This window comes from Paenibacillus sp. GL_099_B, assembly GCF_057835695.1.
The window spans coordinates 3,601,141-3,615,608 of sequence record NZ_CM174430.1; the positions used below are offsets into that span (position 1 = coordinate 3,601,141).

11 protein-coding genes are annotated in these 14,468 nt (G+C 45.3%); all 11 read left to right on the forward strand.

All coding sequences use genetic code 11. The features are described from left to right. Positions 1-46: 46 nt before the first annotated feature. Complete coding sequence (locus AC3ITG_RS16430) at positions 47-589, forward strand: sigma-70 family RNA polymerase sigma factor (RefSeq protein WP_413025667.1); 543 nt, start codon at positions 47-49, stop codon at positions 587-589. Beyond that, positions 571-1,977 carry a DUF4179 domain-containing protein gene (locus tag AC3ITG_RS16435; protein ID WP_489250664.1) on the forward strand — a complete coding sequence of 469 codons (1,407 nt, stop codon included), beginning with the start codon at positions 571-573 and terminating at the stop codon, positions 1,975-1,977. Before AC3ITG_RS16430 ends, AC3ITG_RS16435 begins: the two co-directional genes overlap by 19 nt. 171 nt (positions 1,978-2,148) lie before the next feature. Next, positions 2,149-4,659: a WG repeat-containing protein gene (locus AC3ITG_RS16440; protein WP_489250665.1), complete on the forward strand. Its 2,511-nt coding sequence runs from the start codon at positions 2,149-2,151 to the stop codon at positions 4,657-4,659. Between the two features lie 65 nt (positions 4,660-4,724). Beyond that, positions 4,725-5,198: a hypothetical protein gene (locus AC3ITG_RS16445; RefSeq protein ID WP_489250666.1), complete on the forward strand. Its 474-nt coding sequence runs from the start codon at positions 4,725-4,727 to the stop codon at positions 5,196-5,198. 286 nt (positions 5,199-5,484) lie between these two features. Continuing rightward, positions 5,485-7,284 (forward strand): ABC transporter ATP-binding protein, encoded by a 1,800-nt coding sequence (locus tag AC3ITG_RS16450; protein WP_489250667.1) that lies wholly within the window; start codon positions 5,485-5,487, stop codon positions 7,282-7,284. Next, positions 7,281-9,023 (forward strand): ABC transporter ATP-binding protein, encoded by a 1,743-nt coding sequence (locus AC3ITG_RS16455; protein WP_489250668.1) that lies wholly within the window; start codon positions 7,281-7,283, stop codon positions 9,021-9,023. Before AC3ITG_RS16450 ends, AC3ITG_RS16455 begins: the two co-directional genes overlap by 4 nt. Before the next feature lie 59 nt (positions 9,024-9,082). Further along, entirely contained in the window at positions 9,083-10,051 is a 969-nt protein-coding gene (locus AC3ITG_RS16460) for an ABC transporter substrate-binding protein (protein WP_489250669.1), read from the forward strand. Positions 10,052-10,222: 171 nt separating this feature from the next. Continuing rightward, a complete protein-coding gene (locus AC3ITG_RS16465; RefSeq protein WP_076288706.1) occupies positions 10,223-10,639 on the forward strand; it encodes an RDD family protein in 417 nt (138 codons plus the stop codon). Between the two features lie 319 nt (positions 10,640-10,958). Then, a complete protein-coding gene (locus tag AC3ITG_RS16470) occupies positions 10,959-12,584 on the forward strand; it encodes a type 2 periplasmic-binding domain-containing protein (RefSeq protein WP_489250670.1) in 1,626 nt (541 codons plus the stop codon). Positions 12,585-12,640: 56 nt separating this feature from the next. Next, on the forward strand, positions 12,641-13,564 hold the full coding sequence (locus AC3ITG_RS16475; protein WP_063563856.1) for an ABC transporter permease: 924 nt from the start codon (positions 12,641-12,643) through the stop codon (positions 13,562-13,564). Positions 13,565-13,574: 10 nt separating this feature from the next. After that, a complete protein-coding gene (locus AC3ITG_RS16480; RefSeq protein WP_063563855.1) occupies positions 13,575-14,456 on the forward strand; it encodes a carbohydrate ABC transporter permease in 882 nt (293 codons plus the stop codon). Positions 14,457-14,468 lie beyond the last annotated feature (12 nt).

Below are 14,468 nucleotides of genomic sequence, written 5' to 3' on the forward strand. Positions count from 1 at the left end.
TAAAATGGATTTCTGGATCGAATCTAATATGGAAGGGAGGGTGAGCATGAAGGAAGAACAGATCAGGGAAGCAGTCGCTAGACGTGACCATGAAGCTATGGAATGGGTGATGAATAACTATGCTGGATTGTTGTGGAAAATTATTTATTCCATATTACATAATGCCTCAACAGAAGAAATCGAAGAATGCGTAGCAGACACCTTTTTTTCATTTTGGCAAAATCCACTTTCTTTCCAACCCGAGCGCAGTAGTTTGAAAAATTATCTGGCAACCATTGCGAAGCACAAAGCCATTGATCGTTACCGGAAATGGAATCGGAGAAGTGAGATTTCATATGAGGAGAGCATTCATTTCGTTCAAACTGAGGACATTCTCTCTAAATTAATTAGTAAAGAAAGGCAACTTGAATTGGAGCAGGCTATTGAATCATTTCCTGAACCAGACCGAGAAATTCTGAAACGCCGATTTTACGAAGGTCAGAAGCCATTGGAAATTTCAGAAGCATTGTCTTTGCACGTCAGACAGGTTAATAACAAAATTTATCGTTCGAAACAGTGGTTGCGTAAGTGGTGGTTGCAGAAGAAATAGAGGAGGTGATTCCCATATCGAATCCAGGAGATCATTTTACGGAACAGAATCTAACCCATATCAAGAAATTATTCTATGAGAAAGCGCGCCTTGAGGCAAATTCTCAACGTAATTCAAAGAAGAATAGCACACAACTGTATAAAAGGAGAATCCCTAAAATAATCTATATCCCCATTGCAGCCATCCTGTCTTTAACTATTGTTACAGGTGCAGCAGCGGCCATGGGAGTAATTGATCTTTCATCTATTCTGCAATTTTTGAGTGGAGATCGAATCAACATTCTTCGTCCCGTAAATAAGACCAGTGAAGATCAGGGCATACGCATGCAGACTCTCGGTGCAGTTCGAGACGGCAGCACAACTGAAATTTATGTAGCCCTCAAGGATTTAACAGAAGACCGAGTGAATGCTTCGCTTGATGTATATGATTTTCATGTATCAGGTGGTCGGTCACATAACGCAAAGTTAGTACAGTATGATCCTGATGAGAAGACTGCGATTATTCGATTTCTGGTTCAGGGAAAACGACTCAGTAATCGAATGAGTGTCCAGATTAGTTCTTTTTTATCAGGTTCAAATAAAGAGGAGAACTATGATTCTGGGCTCAATCTCTCAGAACTCCTGAGTAAGAAACAGCAGAGCGAATATGACACTCTTGATCCACTCAAAGACTGGATTAGCGGGTGGGGAGGTGAATCCGCTCTGGAATTAAGTGAACAGGAATTCATTCATGTACTTCGTCAGGATCAAACTCATATTAAGTTGCCTGGGATCAATTGGATGTATATATCCAATATAGGTTTCGTTGATGGGAAATTGCATATCCAGATTAATCCAAATGACGAGATGGGTAGATACAATCATGGTTATTTTTTCTTCACTGATGATCAAGGGAACAAGCAGGATATCCCCATGAATAGTGTCTCCTATGGCTCTTATATCAAAGGTGGTACTCGATACGGTGGGGATTATGAGGAGTATATTTTTGATATTTCGGATATCAGTCAACTCAACAAGCTCCAGCTTAAAGGAGATTTTACTAGTTATGATCAGTTCGTTACGGGTAATTGGGAAACAACTTTCGATCTAAAACAGGATTCATTAAGTAAAACTGGAAAAGCAACTCTTACGCTGGATGAGGAAATACGTACAGAGATTGTAGTCTCCTCCCTGGGTGTTACGCTCATGGGCAAAGGCATCAATCAAATAACGCCTGAGAATCTTCAAATGGAACTCTATCTCAACGATGGCACGAGCATTCTTCCCAAATCGGGGTTCCTGAACATTGACAACAATTTGATGAAGTGGATATCACCCCAGACAATAACGGTAAATGAAGTGAATTATTTGATGTTGAACGGACAGAAAGTCTTATTGCAAGATCCTTAAGGATGGTTACAAATAAAATGGGCGGTCTTCACGACTGCTCTTTTTTATAAAATTTTGCTATTCGCTTTCAACTTTTCAAAGTTAACAGTTATATTCGCTCAGATGTCATATCCCCGCTTATGATGCATACCCATACCATTAGGCGAATGCTGTCTTAAGGAGGAAACAGGCATGTCCATGAGCGAACCTCTGTTAACACAAATTGTCAATCAACATATCCCGGCTGACGCGACTGTCGTCACCATTGATAAACCGGTCAAACATCCGGCCATTTATGCTTCAGATTTAACCGGAGACGGAATGCCGGAGATTGCTGCTGTATATGAGCAGGGCGGAGAATTAATGCTGCTTGTTCTGAAATTTTACCAGGGTCACTGGATCAAGATGTCTTTGACGAAAGGCCTGGGTTATGGTGTTACCTTGCTGACAGCGGCATCTGTGACATCCACGGCGCGGAACAATCTCATTGTTGGCTGGCAGGTCGGTGCGATCTGGTCGAAGCTTGCTGTATACGATTGGACGGAATCAGGACTGACAGATCAGGCGCCAGAAGATTTGTATTACAGCCATGCGGAAATCATCGATATGCCGGGTCACCACGGCAGAGATGGCAAAGTAGAGATTGCACTCTGGATTCATGATACAGGTGAAGCTTATCGGGTCGAAATCATCCGCTGGCAGAATGGGAAATGGGTTCCTGCAACAGATGTATCCCCGTATTACTTTCCTAAGGTAGTAAAATATTACGAACAATTGGCTGAACACTATCCAAACTACACTTTCTATTGGTACTATCTCGCAGATGCCCAGTACAAGGCCGGATTATTTCCTGCCGCGCTCGTTTCGGTCCAAAAAGCGCTAAGCTTCAATGAACCATACCCTTCACGGGAAGTTCTGCTTGAGCTGGAAAAAAAGATTAGGCAAGCCATGGGCACAGAGGGTCCGCGTGAAACGACGTGGTTGTTTCCGATATCGGTCAGAACAACATCTGGAACCCGGTGGGGTTATATGGACGCCCAAGGTCGTATTCGACTTGAACCGATACTTGACGATGCCCAAGACTTTCAACGAAATGGCCTGGCTGTCGTGGTGAAAGACGGGAAGACTGGCATCATCAATCTTAACGGGCAATTTGTCGTTCAACCTGTATACGATTCCATTAATTCTTTTTCAGAAGGTCGGGCCATTGTCATTGATTCCCAAGGATTCAAGATGATTGATGAACAAGGCGCAATATTGACCAAACGGGCATATCCGTTTATAGCCGATGTGAAGGACGGTCGAGCGTTGTTTTACCTTTCAGACAGCAGTCAGGCAGGCGGGGAAGTCAGTCGTTACGGTTATTTGGACACCTCTGGAAATGAGGTCATTCGGGCGCAGTTCCCTTCAGCGAACGATTTTCAGGATGGCAAGGCCGTTGTTCAGATCAAGGAAAATGAATATGCGTTAATTAACCGAAATGGTCAACGGCTGGCGACGTATCCATATGCCTATGTAGGACCTCTAGGTGACGGATTACTTCCTTTTCAGAAAGAAGCATCAGGTAAATACGGTTATATCGACGAAAGTGGTCATATCCGGATTCAGCCGAGCTTCACTTCGGCATTTCCGTTCAGTGGTGGATACGCTATTGTGAATACAGCGGAGGATTACAACTACATCTATGGCGTTATTAACACACAGGGCACATTTACCATCCCACCCGCCTACAATGACATTCGAGACCTGGGTGAACATCGGCTGGCCTTGGGGCAAGCGATTGACCCCAAACAGTCTTTTCTAGGTTCGGTCTATGCAATTGCAGAGGTCACTGGTAGAAAACTTTCGGATTTTGTATATACGGATGTATCAAATTATAAGGGAGGCCTGGCTTCAGTCACGAATGGAACACAAACGTTCTTTCTGGATCTAAATGGGCGACCTGCATCGGGATACCCCCGTGTTGAAGGCTCGGGCACACTCGAATTGGTAGCTCCCGATCTGATCAAGGCGTATGTGGACCAGCGCGTATCCTATGTAAACCGCGCAGGGCAGATCATTTGGCGGCAAAATACAATCGTTCCACTTCACCCGCCATATCGCGTACGGGAAGAGAAATATAAGCCAAACCCCGATTACCTCGTGTATTATCCGCAGGTTGAAGGGTTAACCGATCAAGCCGTTCAGCTTGCAGTAAACGCCAAGTTAAAGGCACTTTCCCAAGTGAAGCCAATCCCTGCGGATCAGAAGCTGGGTTACACATATACAGGGGATTTTGATATTACGTTCTATCAGCAGCAATTGCTTCAACTCAAGCTCACGGGTTATAACTACCCGGCGGGTGCAGCACATGGCATGCCGACGATGATCTATGCGATTATTAATCTGAGCAGCGGCCAGATGTATGAACTCAAGGATTTGTTTAAACCGAACAGTGATTATGTAAAGGTGCTCAGCAAAATTGTAGGTGATCAGATCAAGAATGATCCACAATACTCTTATGTTTTTCCGGACACATATGAGGGAATCAGCCCGGATCAGCCGTTTTTTGTCACAGCCGATGCACTGCATCTATATTTTAGCCCTTATGAAATCGCTCCTTACGTTGCGGGATTCCCGACGTTTACGATTCCTTTTGCCCAGATCAAGGATATTATTAATACAGAGGGTTCATTCTGGAAAGCTTTTCACGAGCAGCCGTAACCAATCCATTTCACCCCGTAACCTAATGCCTACGAATGGTGTTTAGATAGGGGAGGGGATTTTGAGTGTTGCTGAACGCTGTTCAACGTTTTCTGGTTTTGGGGATTGAGTTTGTTATCGTGATGCTGAGTGCTGTGGTCGCAGTTGAAGTCCTGGAAGGATACAAAGTTACAACGACAGAATACTATGGCCTGCGGAATGTGGGTCACATCTTTTTTCTCCTGATCTTTATCACCTTTAGCCCACACGTATTCACTTTTTATACTGTAGTTGTAAGTCCGATTTCATGGCTTCTGCGTAAATATGTCCCCTTTATTATCGCCAGGGTGATTGTATATAGTGTCGGTTGCGGGTTACTAGGGTCGTGGGTATTTGATCAGATGTTCAGAGACCATATCGTGGAGACATACCATTTGAACCGAACGACTTCCATCTGGCTATTTGCTCTTGCGGGGATGATCTACGCCATAGTAGAAAATAGGGTTATACAACGGTATAAGATGCGAGCAGAGAACATGGGAATTTCCAATAAGGGTTGAGAACGAAAAGGGTGAAAGATCCCTCAAAGGGAACACTATTCTGCCCCGGAGTATTTTTCACGATATCCATTCATCATTGGTAAGAGGCCATATGTCACATATGGTCTTTTTTTGTTTGCCTTAATTTTTAGATGAAATAAATCAGAATGATCCTATTTATTATCCGTATAGAGGTATTTTTGCTCCGTTTTGAGGTAGTATCTGATCACTGTGCTGTGAGATATTAATTGGGCGTATATAACACTGCGTGATATTGAGAATGATTATTAATGTCAGGAGGAGCGGGATGAACACCACATCTGAAGTATCCGGTTTAATGGAAGTAACCAAGGAGCGGAAAGGTTTGCTGATTACAGCAAGTATCTTCTCGATTTTATCGAGTCTGCTGCAAATGGTTCCATTTATCGGAGTGTATAAAATCGTCGAAGAACTGTTAATCCATGCTCGGGAGCCATCTGGCCTAGACAGGGATTTGCTGATGTATTGGGGATTCGTCTCTTTTGGAGCGCTGATCGCCGGACTTATTGCGCTCTATATCGGAGGCATGTGCTCGCATATCGCTGCGTTCAACATCCTGTACCAGCTCAGAGTAAAGCTTGCCGATCATGTGGCAAAAGTGCCGATGGGGTATCACACTCGAACTACGACAGGTGAGCTGAAAAAAATTATTGAAGTCAGCGTTGAGAAAATAGAGAAGTTCATCGCGCATCAGCTTCCCGATCTGGTGAGTGCAATTGTCATTCCACTGGTGCTGCTTTGCTATTTGTTCTGGCTAGATTACCGTATGGCACTGGTTTTGCTAGTTCCCATGATTATCGGGTTCTGGCTGCAAAGCAGTATCTTCCGAAGTGAGCGGGGGAGTCAGGCATATCGTGATTTTCAGCATGCGATTGAAGAAATGAACTCAACAGGGGTTGAATACGTAAGAGGAATGCCGGCGGTAAAAGTATTCGGTATTACAGCGGACTCGTTTCTCACCTTTAAACAGGCAGTAACGAGATATCGCGATATCTCGTTGAGAATAACCGATTTATGTAAGACGTCGTATGGCATGTTTTTCATCATCATTATTTCGCTGGTTACCTTTATTGTTCCGATCGGCATTTTACTTTCCAGCGAAAACGCAGGCAATCAATCTTTCGCGATCACCTTTATTTTATTTCTGATCATTACACCGAGTTTGTCCGCGCCACTACTGAAGCTGATGTATCTGGGCAGTGGCATGCGTGAGATCGTGGAATGTCAGAATCGAATCAAGGCTGTATTTGCCGAGTCGGTTGTACAGGAACCTCTCTCTCCGCAAGTGCCCGATACATATGAAGTGGCTTTTCGGCAGGTATCCTTTGCTTATGAACAAAAGGAGAGCCAAGCGTTCAAACCTGTACTTCAAGAAGTTGATTTTGTAGCTAAAGCAGGAGAAATGACCGCATTGGTTGGACCTTCGGGTGGCGGAAAATCTACCATTGCCAATCTGCTTCTGCGTTTCTGGGACGTGCAGCAAGGCGAAATTACGATTGGCGGGGTTCCCATTCAGGAAATGGGGACAGAGAAGCTGATGGAGACGGTTTCGTTTGTATTCCAGGACGTACATCTGTTCTACGATACGATTGAGGAAAATATCCGCATGGGCAATACAGCTGCATCGCGGGATGATGTCATTGCTGCGGCTCGGACAGCTTGTTGTCATGAGTTTATTGAGAAGCTGGATGAGGGATATGACACCAAAATTGGAGAAGGTGGTACGTACCTGTCTGGTGGTGAAGCTCAACGGATTGCCATTGCGAGAGCTTTGCTCAAGGATGCTCCCATCCTCGTATTGGATGAAGCGACAGCATATGCAGATGCAGAGAATGAACATAAGATCCAGCAAGGACTTGCCAAACTGGTTCAAGGTAAAACGGTCCTGATTATTGCTCATCGTCTAACAACGATTCGGTCAGCTGAACAGATCCTGGTCATTCGCCAGGGTACCATTGTTGAGCGAAGTACACATGAACAATTACGCGAAGCAAACGGTTTGTATGAGAAGATGTGGCAGGCCCATATTCATGCAGCTTCCTGGAAGCTTGGAGGTGCGAAGCAATGAGGAACTATTTATACAACATATCGGGTGGTAACCCCCGCAGTCTGCTTCCATCCATCATAGCCGCCATTCTGGACGGGATTGCCAAGATCATTCCGGCTGCGCTGCTCGTTGATATTTTCAATACGATATACAAATCCTTCGCTGAACCGGATAAGGGACTGGACATCCAGCGAATGTGGATGGTGTGCTGCATTCTGTTTGCATGGCTGTTGGTGGAGTATGCGGCTTACTCTTCTCTCTATGATAAAACCTATCGGGCAGCATACAGCCTCGCCGCAACGGGACGTTTGAAGCTGGCTGAACATATTCGTCATCTATCATTGGGTTTCTTCGGCAAAAGGGACCCGGGAGATCTGACCAATCTGATTCTGAGTGATTACGGACAGGTAGAGCATACGATCTCTCACAATCTGTCACAGCTCATCAGCGCAATTGTGCTGCCGGTGTTGGCTTTTGTTGGACTGCTGTTTGTAGATTGGCGAATGGCAGTTGCGATGTTCGTCGCTGTTCCACTGGGGGTGGCCTTGTTATGGATGACAGACTCCATTCAGGTTCGCTTAAGCGAGAATCATGTGAGAGCCAAGAATGAAGCGGCCAGTCGGCTGCAAGAGTATTTAACCGGTATTCGTGAGATCAAAGCCCACAATATGGGTGGAGAACGATTTGAACGACTGCGTCGTTCTTTTGACGAGTTGAAGTCGGCATCCATTCGGTTGGAAGGCATTATGGGTCCGATGATTATGGGGGCGATGCTTCTTGCGCGTTCCGGCATGACGTGGATGATTTTGGCAGGGAGTTATTTGCTTGCTGGCGGGGAATTGACATTGCCGATATTTCTGCTGTTTTTGCTAGTCGGTACGAAAGTGTTTGAACCTCTGACTGTTGCGCTGATGAGTTATGGTGAAATGCGATACTCCGCATATAGTGCACGGCGCATTATGGAAGTGCAGCAGGAGGCGCCGATGACAGGAACAGGAAGCGTACAACCTAATCAAGCCATCTCGTTTGAACGCGTAACCTTTGGTTATGATGATGAGCTGCCTGTGCTGAAGAATTTGTCGTTTACCATTCCTCCGCACACCATTACTGCACTTGTAGGGCCATCCGGTAGTGGAAAAAGTACGGTTACCCGTCTCATTGCACGTTTCTGGGATGTGCAGTCAGGTTCCATTACCATTGGCGGGCAGCCAATTAACCGTATGGACCCGGAGAAACTGTTGGAGGATATCTCTGTTGTCTTCCAGGACGTCTATCTGTTCCAGGATACGATTGGTAACAACATACGTGTAGGGAAGAAAGAGGCTACCCAGGCAGAAATCGAAGAAGCAGCCCGCCGGGCTTGCTGCCATGAGTTTATCGCAAGTTTGCCTCAAGGATATGACACGTTCGTGGGAGAAGGAGGCTCGACGTTATCTGGTGGGGAAAAACAGCGTATATCGATTGCACGTGCGTTGTTGAAAAATGCATCCATCGTATTGCTGGACGAAGCTACGGCATCACTTGATCCGGAAAATGAAGCCGCAGTTCAGCAAGCGATTAATGAACTGGTCGCGAACAAAACGGTAATTCTAATCGCCCATCGTTTGAAAACGATTCAAAATGCGGATCAGATCCTTGTCCTGGATCAGGGCCAGCTTGTGGAACAAGGAACGCATGAGCAATTATTGCTAGGCTCGGGGATCTATTCGCGTCTGTGGCAATTACAGCATGATGCCGAGGGATGGCAGGTAAAGGTATAGCGATGAACGCAGTCGTCCAAACCAGATAGATGAATTTACTCAAAAGGAGAATAATTTAAATGTTAAAACGAATTTATATATGGATTGCACTATGCTCCATGCTGATACTTGCGGCTTGCGGAACTGAACAGACAAGCAGTCAGGAGGTTAGTTCGTCAGAGGGAACGACGCAAGCGACAACGAAAGTCATCACCAATCCAAATGGAGAGGAAGTTACAATCCCCCTTAATCCGCAGCGGATTGTGGATCTGTCCGGCTCAACAGAGGAATTATTGATCGTTGGCAAAACGCCTGTCGCGACGACCAGCGCCGATTATGGGCAGCAGGATCAGATCACTCCACCCCTTAAAGACAAATTGGATGCAAATACCGTGGTTCTGGGGTGGCTCGGCAGCAAATTCAGTATAGAAGCGGTGACTGCGTCGAACCCGGATCTGATCATTCTGGGAAAGGATTTTAATACAGATCAGTATGAAACCCTGTCCTTGATTGCACCGACAATTGTTTTGCCATACTCGTATTATGATTGGAGAGAACGTCTGACGTTCCTGGCAGATACGTTCGGAGAAGAAACCAAAAAGGATGAGTTCCTGGCTAAATATGATGCAAAGTCGGCTGAGTGGAAGCAAAAACTTGAATCGGCTGTGAACGGTGAATCTTTTGCGGTCATCGAAACCTATCCTAACAATCTGGTGATCTATTCGAATAAAGGTGCGGCAGAGATGTTGTACGGCGAGTGGGGACTAAAACGCACAGAAGGTATTCCTGAGCCCGAAGGCTGGGGAGGCAAACAGATCAGTATAGAGGCGTTGATCTCCGTCAATCCGGACCAGCTGGTGCTGATGGAGAATAGCGAGAACAAGATGGAAGACAGCAAGGTGTGGAATAACATGAATGCCGTCAAGGATGGGAAGATTTATAAAATCTCCAGCGTAGATAACTACAATTATTCTTATACGGCTATGGGACGGATGGAACTCATGGATCGTTTGGGTAACCTGATTTTGGAAGGACAGAAGCAACGCTGAATAGAAATATAACAAAAGATTTAAAAGTTAAAAGGTTCGCCATGAAAAGGCTTCTCAACAAAAGTTGAGGAGCCTTTCTCGATTCCTTGAATAGGATGATTAAGAACTTAATGGAATATTTTTCTGTTATACTACATGGATATGTGTCTACATACATTCAACTAAATCCATATGAAAGGAGGCATTCATTTGAGAGAAGCAGGTTTTTGGGTTAGATTAGGAGCAAACTTGTTAGATGGAATTATTGTTTCAATCCCTTTAGCCATTATTGTAGGTGTACTGACTGGAAATTATGATAATGACGAGCCTTTAGCTAAACTACTGAGTGGATTATATTCCATTTTATTACCTGTATTATGGAGTGGCCGAACGATAGGAAAACGTATTTGCGGAATTCGAATTCGAAAATACGATACACATGAGCCCCCTGGAATTGGAACCATGCTCATGCGAGTTGTTGTTGCAGGACTGGTATATGGAATCACATTTGGCATTGGTTTCATTGCGAGTGTCATCATGGTTGCTGTACGAGAAGACAAACGTGCAATACATGATTTTATCGCAGGTACCGAAGTTGTTTGGGACTAAAAATGCGAAGGTAATCCCCGTCACAAATATTGTTTATGTTCCAATCCACTCATATTCATCCACGTTACAGACGATGAACCTTGTTCATGGTCTGTTTTTTTGTGCTGCCATAAGTACAGTCACAAACCCGCGCCAACACTGTAAGATCAAGGCATTGCAGATAATTATATAGAGAATTCGTCTATCGTTTTGGCTAAATGATCATTTGGTTCTGACGAAATCAACATGTCATTTCATCTTTTGCGAATATCGCTACAGTGCGCTCTCCCTTACTCTGAGGTAGAGCACAGACATTCCCAAAAGGTGGAGGATAAGGTCCATGAGAAGAAAAGTGTTATCTACGAGTTTGATGATCCTGTTATTAGGTACAACGATCCTGGGGTGTTCGTCCGGAGACAGTAAAACGGGCGATGCTGAAAAAGGCACACCAAGCGGATCAACGGAAGCAACAACCTATCCAATTCAAACGGATAAGACGCTTACGTACTGGGGTGAAATTAACGGAAACTTGATCGGGGTCAAAAATTCGCACAGCGAAATTCCATTCTTTCAAAAATGGCAGGAAAAAACCGGCGTGCCACTCAAATTCACGGCACCACCGACCGGTCAGGTCAGAGAATCCTTTAACGTGATGCTGGCTTCCGGGGATTTGCCAGACATGCTGGAGTACAATTTTATCGGAGATTTCCCTGGTGGACCGGAGAAAGCCATCAATGATGGTTACATCCTCAAGTTGAACGATCTGATTGACCAGTATGCTCCGAATCTGAAGAAATACCTGCAGGACAATCCGGACATCGACAAGATGGTCAAAACGGACAGTGGCAGCTACTATGTATTTCCGTTCATTCGGGGAGATGAGTATCTTCGTGTCTTCCAGGGACCAATCATTCGTCAGGATTGGCTGGATGAGCTGGGACTGCCAGTTCCGGAAACGATTGATGAGTGGACAACAACCCTGAGAGCTTTCAAAGAGAAGAAAGGCGCAGCCGCTCCGTTCTCTGTAGTAAGTAAGCCACGATTCTTTAACGATTCCGGTAATGGTGCTTTCCTGGGTGCCTTCGGTGTAAACCGCGGATTCTATCAGGAAGACGGACAGGTCAAATTTGGTCCTGCGGAAGAAGGTTTCAAAGAATACTTGACGTTATTCCAGGAATGGTACAAAGAAGGTTTGATTGATAAAAACATCTCGACAGCTGATACCAAATCTGTTGATGGTAACCTCGCTTCTGGTGCTACTGGCGCTAGTGTCGGTAACGCAGGCGGAGGTATCGGCAAATGGCAGCCGCTCGTAGAAGCAAATGATCCGGATGCTGTTCTGGTCGCTGCACCATATCCGGTACTTAACAAAGGTGATATTCCTAAATTCGGCCAGCTTAATCAGGGTTATGCCTCGGAAGGCACGGTTGCCATCACGACGGCAGCCAAGGACCCGGAACTTGCCGTTCGCATGCTGGATTACGGCTACAGTGAGGAAGGGCACATGTTCTTCAACTTCGGTGAAGAGGGTGTCAGCTATAACATGGAAGGCGATTATCCGAAATTCACGGACTTGCTGCTAAAGAATCCGGATAAACTCGCTCCTGCACAAGCGATTTCACTATATGCCCGCAGCAGCTATAACGGTCCGTTCGTTCAAGACAAACGTTATGCCGAGCAGTTCTTTGCATTACAGACTCAGCGCGATGCCATTGATGTATGGAAGAATACACAGGCCGCAAAATATAATCTGCCTTCAATCACACCTACACCTGAAGAGAGCTCCGAATACGCGACCATCATGAATGATATCAACACGCTCGTCGATGAGATGACCATCAAGATCATTCTGGGCAACGAACCGGTGGATCAATTCGAGAGCTATGTCGCGAAAATGAAATCGTTACATCTGGATCGAGCAATTGAAATCCAAACAGCAGCACTTGAACGCTACAACAACCGGTAATTGTAAAAGGGGAGGGCACTAGCCCTCCCGATTGAAAAGAGGTGAAAAGGTACATCATGAGCAATCGTCAATCCTTTAGAAGCCGGTTCGTGCGGGACTTCATGATGAACAAGTATTTATACATCATGATGATTCCCGTTATTGGATATTATTTAATATTTCATTACGGTCCGATGTACGGCGCAATTATTGCCTTTAAAGATTATTCTCCGATGAAGGGTATTTTGGGGAGTGATTGGGTTGGGCTGAAGCACTTTGAAGAGTTTTTCAACAGTTATTATTTCTTGCGTGTTCTGAAGAACACCCTTCTTATCAGTTTGTACACGCTGGTCTTTGAATTCCCCGCACCGATTATTCTGGCGCTGCTCATCAATGAAGTACGCAAGCGCGCGTTCAAGCGGGTCGTTCAGACGATAACGTATATGCCTTATTTCATCTCTCTCGTCGTCATATGTGGTATTATTACGGACTTCACGAACGCGGATGGTTTAATCAACCGCCTTATCATGATGCTCGGATATGACGGTCAGGCGATGCTGCAAAAGCCGGAGCTGTTCCGTCCGATCTATGTTCTGTCTGAAATATGGCAGCGGATCGGTTGGGAATCCATTATCTATATCGCTGCGTTGATGAGCATCGACCTGGAGCAGTATGAAGCGGCGAAGATAGACGGAGCGAGCCGTCTCAAGCAAATGTTTCACATTACGCTACCCGGATTGCTGCCTATTATTACGATCATGTTCATTCTCCGGATGGGTAATATGCTGAATGTCGGGTTCGAGAAAATCATTCTCCTTTATAATCCGGTGACCTATGAAACAGCAGATGTAATCTCCTCCTTCGTATATCGAAAGGGATTGTTGGAGTTCGGATGGAGTTACAGCTCGGCAGTCGGTCTATTTAACTCGGTGATCAATCTCGTTCTTCTGATTTCGGCGAACTATATCAGCCGCAGAGTGAGTCAAAACAGCTTATGGTGAGGTGGTAACTTTGATTAAGGAAAGCGGTTGGTTTGACCGAATCTTTACGATCTTCAATTATACGTTTCTAATCCTGCTCGTCATCGTCACATTGTATCCACTGCTCTACGTGTTATTCGCGTCCTTAAGTGATTCGGCGCAGCTGTTAGCAAACAAAGGTCTCCTGTGGAAGCCGGTCGGCTTTAGTCTGGAAGCTTACAAGAGTGTACTTGCCAACCCAGGTATAGCCACAGGTTTCCGTAATACATTGTTTATTCTTGTGTTCGGCGTTATCGTCAACCTGTTCATGACTGCGCTTGGTGCGTATGTGCTATCCCGTAAAAACGTGATGTGGAACAAGGTGTTCATGTTCTTTATCGTTTTCACGATGTTCTTTGGCGGCGGGTTGATTCCACTGTACCTGGTTGTAAAAGGCGTTGGCCTGTTAGATACATTGTGGTCGACCATTCTGCCTTTTGCCATCAGCACGTTTAACCTGATTATCATGCGAACGTCATTTATGGGCATTCCGGACAGTCTGGAAGAGTCGGCCAAGATTGATGGAGCGAATCACTTCACCATTTTGTTCCGTATCATTATTCCGTTGTCCATGCCAGTCATTGCCGTGATGATTCTGTATTACGCAGTCGATAAGTGGAACGGATGGTTCTATGCGTCTGTATTTATCAAAAGTCGAGAACTGTTCCCATTGCAATTGGTGCTGCGTGAGATTCTGATCGCCAATTCCACGGAGAGTATGTCGGCCGGTGCTTCGGCTGGGGATCGTTTCCAGATCGGGGAAACCATCAAGTATGCGACGATTATGGTAGCGACGATACCAATCCTTTGCATCTATCCGTTTTTGCAGCGCTTTTTCGTGAAAGGTGTCATGGTTGGTTCATTGAAAGGTTAATCCAGAGAATTT

Coding starts and splice junctions, on each gene's coding strand:
- AC3ITG_RS16470 (WP_489250670.1), top strand. CDS start 10,959: ATGAGAAGAAAAGTGTTATCTACGAGTTTGATGATCCTGTTATTAGGT.
- AC3ITG_RS16460 (WP_489250669.1), top strand. CDS start 9,083: ATGTTAAAACGAATTTATATATGGATTGCACTATGCTCCATGCTGATA.
- AC3ITG_RS16465 (WP_076288706.1), top strand. CDS start 10,223: ATGAAAGGAGGCATTCATTTGAGAGAAGCAGGTTTTTGGGTTAGATTA.
- AC3ITG_RS16440 (WP_489250665.1), top strand. CDS start 2,149: ATGTCCATGAGCGAACCTCTGTTAACACAAATTGTCAATCAACATATC.
- AC3ITG_RS16475 (WP_063563856.1), top strand. CDS start 12,641: ATGAGCAATCGTCAATCCTTTAGAAGCCGGTTCGTGCGGGACTTCATG.
- AC3ITG_RS16430 (WP_413025667.1), top strand. CDS start 47: ATGAAGGAAGAACAGATCAGGGAAGCAGTCGCTAGACGTGACCATGAA.
- AC3ITG_RS16455 (WP_489250668.1), top strand. CDS start 7,281: ATGAGGAACTATTTATACAACATATCGGGTGGTAACCCCCGCAGTCTG.
- AC3ITG_RS16450 (WP_489250667.1), top strand. CDS start 5,485: ATGAACACCACATCTGAAGTATCCGGTTTAATGGAAGTAACCAAGGAG.